At 61.7% G+C, this 3,890-nt stretch carries 2 protein-coding genes and 1 pseudogene; all 3 read right to left on the bottom strand.

What is annotated here, in order from left to right; genetic code table 11:
• The coding region (gene dnaN / locus A2I95_RS27315) for a DNA polymerase III subunit beta (protein WP_291734969.1) at nt 1-894 on the bottom strand (894 nt) is incomplete at its 3' end.
• A gap of 294 nt (nt 895-1,188) precedes the next feature.
• On the bottom strand, nt 1,189-3,639 hold the full coding sequence (locus tag A2I95_RS27320; RefSeq protein WP_291734967.1) for an FAD-dependent oxidoreductase: 2,451 nt from the start codon (nt 3,637-3,639) through the stop codon (nt 1,189-1,191).
• Between the two features lie 83 nt (nt 3,640-3,722).
• Nucleotides 3,723-3,890, bottom strand: a pseudogene (locus A2I95_RS27325) (AraC family transcriptional regulator); the annotation flags it as partial.

Consider the following 3,890-nt stretch of genomic DNA (forward strand, 5'->3'; position numbering starts at 1 on the left):
GATCAAACGGTCCTCTTCCAGCTGCAGTTTCACCGCGCGGGAACGCTCCGACGACACCGTTGCCACCCGGTCCACGGCCTGCGCGAACTCGGAGGCATCCACTTCCAGGCGGCGGGTGTTGCCGGCAGGGATCACCCGGGTGTAGTCGGGGAAGGTGCCGTCGATCACTTTGGAAGTCAGGGTGATGTTCGGGGTGGCAAAGCGCACCTTGGTTTCCGAAACCGACACCGCGATGTCCATGTCGTCATCGTCCAGCAGTTTGCGCAGTTCGCCCACGGTCTTGCGCGGAACGATCACGCCCGGCATGTCCTCGGCACCCAGCGGCAGCTCGGAGTCAATCCGCGCCAGACGATGGCCGTCGGTGGCAACAGCACGCAGAACCTTGCCGCCTTCGGCACTGTTGGAGACATGAAGATAGACACCGTTCAGATAATACCGGGTCTCCTCGGTGGAGATTGCAAACTTCGACTTGTCAAACAGGCGTCGCAACACCGCGGCCTTGGCGGCGAAGTTGGAGTGGTACTCCGACGACGCCATCACCGGGAAGTCTTCCCGCGGCAGTGTCGCCAGCGAGAAGTTCGACCGGCCCGCGTCAACCGTCAGGCGGCCAGTCGCTGCATCTGCGCTCAGTGTGACCAGCGCGCCGTCAGGAAGCTTGCGGACAATCTCGTGCAGGGTGGTGGCGGCCACAGTGGTTGCCCCGGCGCGCTCGACCTGGGCGGGGGCCTTGTCGACCACCTCGATATCCAGGTCAGTGGCGCGGAACTGGACGCTGTCGCCTTCGGCTTCGATCAGCACATTCGCCAGAATCGGAATGGTGTTGCGGCGCTCTACCACCGACTGTGCCTGAGCCACAGCCTTGAGAAGCGTGCCGCGTTCGATGCTGATCTTCATGTCCCAAATCCTCTTCGTCATGCCCGTGTCAGTAGCCGGGACAAGCAACCTACCTGTTTACCCCTGCCGTACAAGGCTTTTTATGGATTTCTCCAAGGGTTTCCCGGCGGGGTCAAGGGGGGCTGCGCGGCTGGGCCGCGAAACCCGAGGAAACGTTGCAGCAGAACCCGGAACTGTCCCCGCGGGGACAGAGCTGCAGAACCCAGGCTTGTTCCCATGGGGACACTTACGAAAAACGCCCCGGCGCTTGGACCGGGGCGTAATACGGGGCAGGTGAAAACACTGGAGAGGTGCTTAGGCCTTCACCCGCTCCGATTTCGGATCATACATCGGCTTAAGCGAGGCCTCGGCCTTCACCTTCACACCGCAGACGTCGATCTCATAGGTGGAGCCCAGCACATCCGCCGCGCTTTCGCCTTCGCACGGCACATAGCCCATTCCTATGGCAGCGCCTAGGGTGTGGCCGTAGTTGCCTGAGCTCAGGTAGCCCACATATTTGCCGTCGCGAATGATCGGCTCGTTGTGGAACAGCAGCGGCTCGGCGTCGGTCAGTTTGAACTGAACCATGCGGTTCTTGGGGCCGGTTTCCTTACGCTCCAGCACCGCGGCTTTGCCGATGAAATCGTCCTTGTCAGTCTTCACCGCAAAGCCCAGACCTGCATCGATCACATTGTCCTCGCAGGTGATGTCGTGGCCGAAGTGGCGGAAGCCCTTCTCGATCCGGCAGCTGTCCATCATGTGCATGCCGCACAGCTTGAGCCCCATGTCCTGTCCCGCCTCGTGAAGCGTTTCGAACGCGTGGCCCGCCATGTCGGCTCCAACGTAGATTTCCCAACCCAGTTCGCCCACGTAGGTCACCCGGTGCACACGGGCAAGGCCCATGCCCAGTTCGATCTCTTGCGCGGTGCCAAACGGGTTCACCTCGTTGGAGAAATCATTGGACGAGACTTTTTGCAGCAGCTTGCGGGCGTTCGGGCCCATCACTGCCAGCACGCCCTCGCCTGCGGTGACATCGGTGATCACCACGCGGTGCTCGCCCACATGGCGCATCATCCAGGTCTGATCGGCCAGACGGGTCACCGCCGGGGTCACCACCAGATAGGCGGTCTCGGTCAGGCGGGTGACAGTAACGTCTGCCTCAATCCCACCGCAGGAGTTCAGGAACTGAGTGTAGACGATCTTGCCTGCCGGCACCGACAGGTTGGCGCCGCAGATGTAGTTCAGAAAGGTTTCGGCATCCGGGCCTTCGACGCGGATCTTGCCGAAGGAGGACATGTCGTACATGCCGACGTTTTCGCGTACAGCCCTGTGTTCAGCTGCCGAATTCTCAAACCAGTTCTGGCGCTTCCAGCTGTACTGGTATTCGCGCTCCTGGCCTTCGTTGGCAAACCAGTTGGCACGCTCCCAGCCGCCGATTTCGCCCATCACAGCGCCCTGATCCAGCAAGTGATGGTGGAACGGGGTGCGGCGCACGCCGCGGGCGGTGGCCTTTTGACGGTAGGGGTAGTGGTCGGCGTACAAGAGGCCCAAGGTCTCTTTGGAGCGCTCGAACAGGTAGTGCTTGTTTCCCTGGAACGGGTGCATCCGGGAGATGTCCACGTCGCCCAGATCAAAGGGTTTCTGGCCGTCTTCCATCCACTGCGCCAGCGCCATGCCAGCGCCGCCTGCCGACTGGATACCGATCGAGTTGAAGCCTGCGGCAACCCAGAAGTTGTCCATCTCGGGCGCCAGGCCCAGATGGTAGGCATCATCCGGGGTGAAGCTCTCGGGGCCGTTAAAGAAGGTATGGATACCCGCCTCGGCCAGCATCGGCATCCGGTTGCAGGCGGCTTCCAGAATCGGCTCGAAGTGATCGAAATCCTCGGGCAGCTGGTCGAATTCGAACGTGTCCGGGATGCCGTTCATCGCCCAGGGCTTGGCATTCGGCTCAAACGCGCCCAGCAGGATCTTGCCAGCGTCTTCCTTGTAGTAGGCGCATTCGTCCGGCACCCGCAGAACCGGCATCTGGGTCAGGCCGGAAATACCTTCGGTCACGATGTAGAAGTGTTCACAGGCGTGCAGCGGCACGTTGACGCCTGCCATGCGGCCAACCTCATGCCCCCACATGCCGGCGCAGTTCACCACCATGTCGGCCTCGATATGGCCCTGGGATTGGCCGTCGTCGCTGACCCAATCGACGCCGGTAACGCGGCGGCCGTCCTTGGAGATGCCGGTGACCTTAATGCGTTCCTTGACCAGCGCGCCGCGCTGGCGGGCGCCTTTGGCCAGGGCCAGTGCGATGTTGGCGGGATCACCCTGGCCGTCTTTCGGCAGCCACACACCGGCAGTCACGTCGCCGACGTTCAGGTGCTCGTAGCGGGTTTTCACTTCCTCGGGGGAGATTTCCTCAACCTCGACACCAAAGGCGCGCGCCATGGCGGCCTGGCGGAAGATCTCTTCCTTGCGTTCTTCGGTCAAAGCAACGGTTATCGAGCCGCAGCGTTTGAAGCCGGTCGCAACGCCGGTTTCTTCTTCCAGCGCGCCATAAAGTTCCTGGCTGTATTTCGCCAGCTTGGTCATGTTGGCAGTTGCGCGCAACTGGGCGATCAGGCCCGCGGCGTGCCAGGTGGTGCCCGAGGTCAGCTGCTTGCGCTCCAGCAGCACCACATCCTTCCAGCCCAGTTTGGTCAAATGATAGGCCACCGAGCAGCCGATCACGCCGCCGCCGATAATGACCACGCGGGCCTTGTTGGGAAGATCGCTCATGTCATCGCTCCACAGTCAGTGTTTGCGCCTGATTATCATGGATAGGCGGCGCAAAATGCATCAAAAACGCCAAGCTTCCCCGGCTATTCTCCGGCTTTCAGGATATTTCCAGCCCCGTCTTCCCCCAGCCGGCGGCGCTTGCGCAGGGCAAAGGGGGTGATGCCGAAGAAGCTTTTGTAGAGCGAGGAAAAGCCATTCGGGAAGCCGCAGGCAAGGCCGATCTCCCGCACGCTCATGGTGGTGTTCAGCAA

This window comes from Leisingera sp. F5, assembly GCF_001593695.1.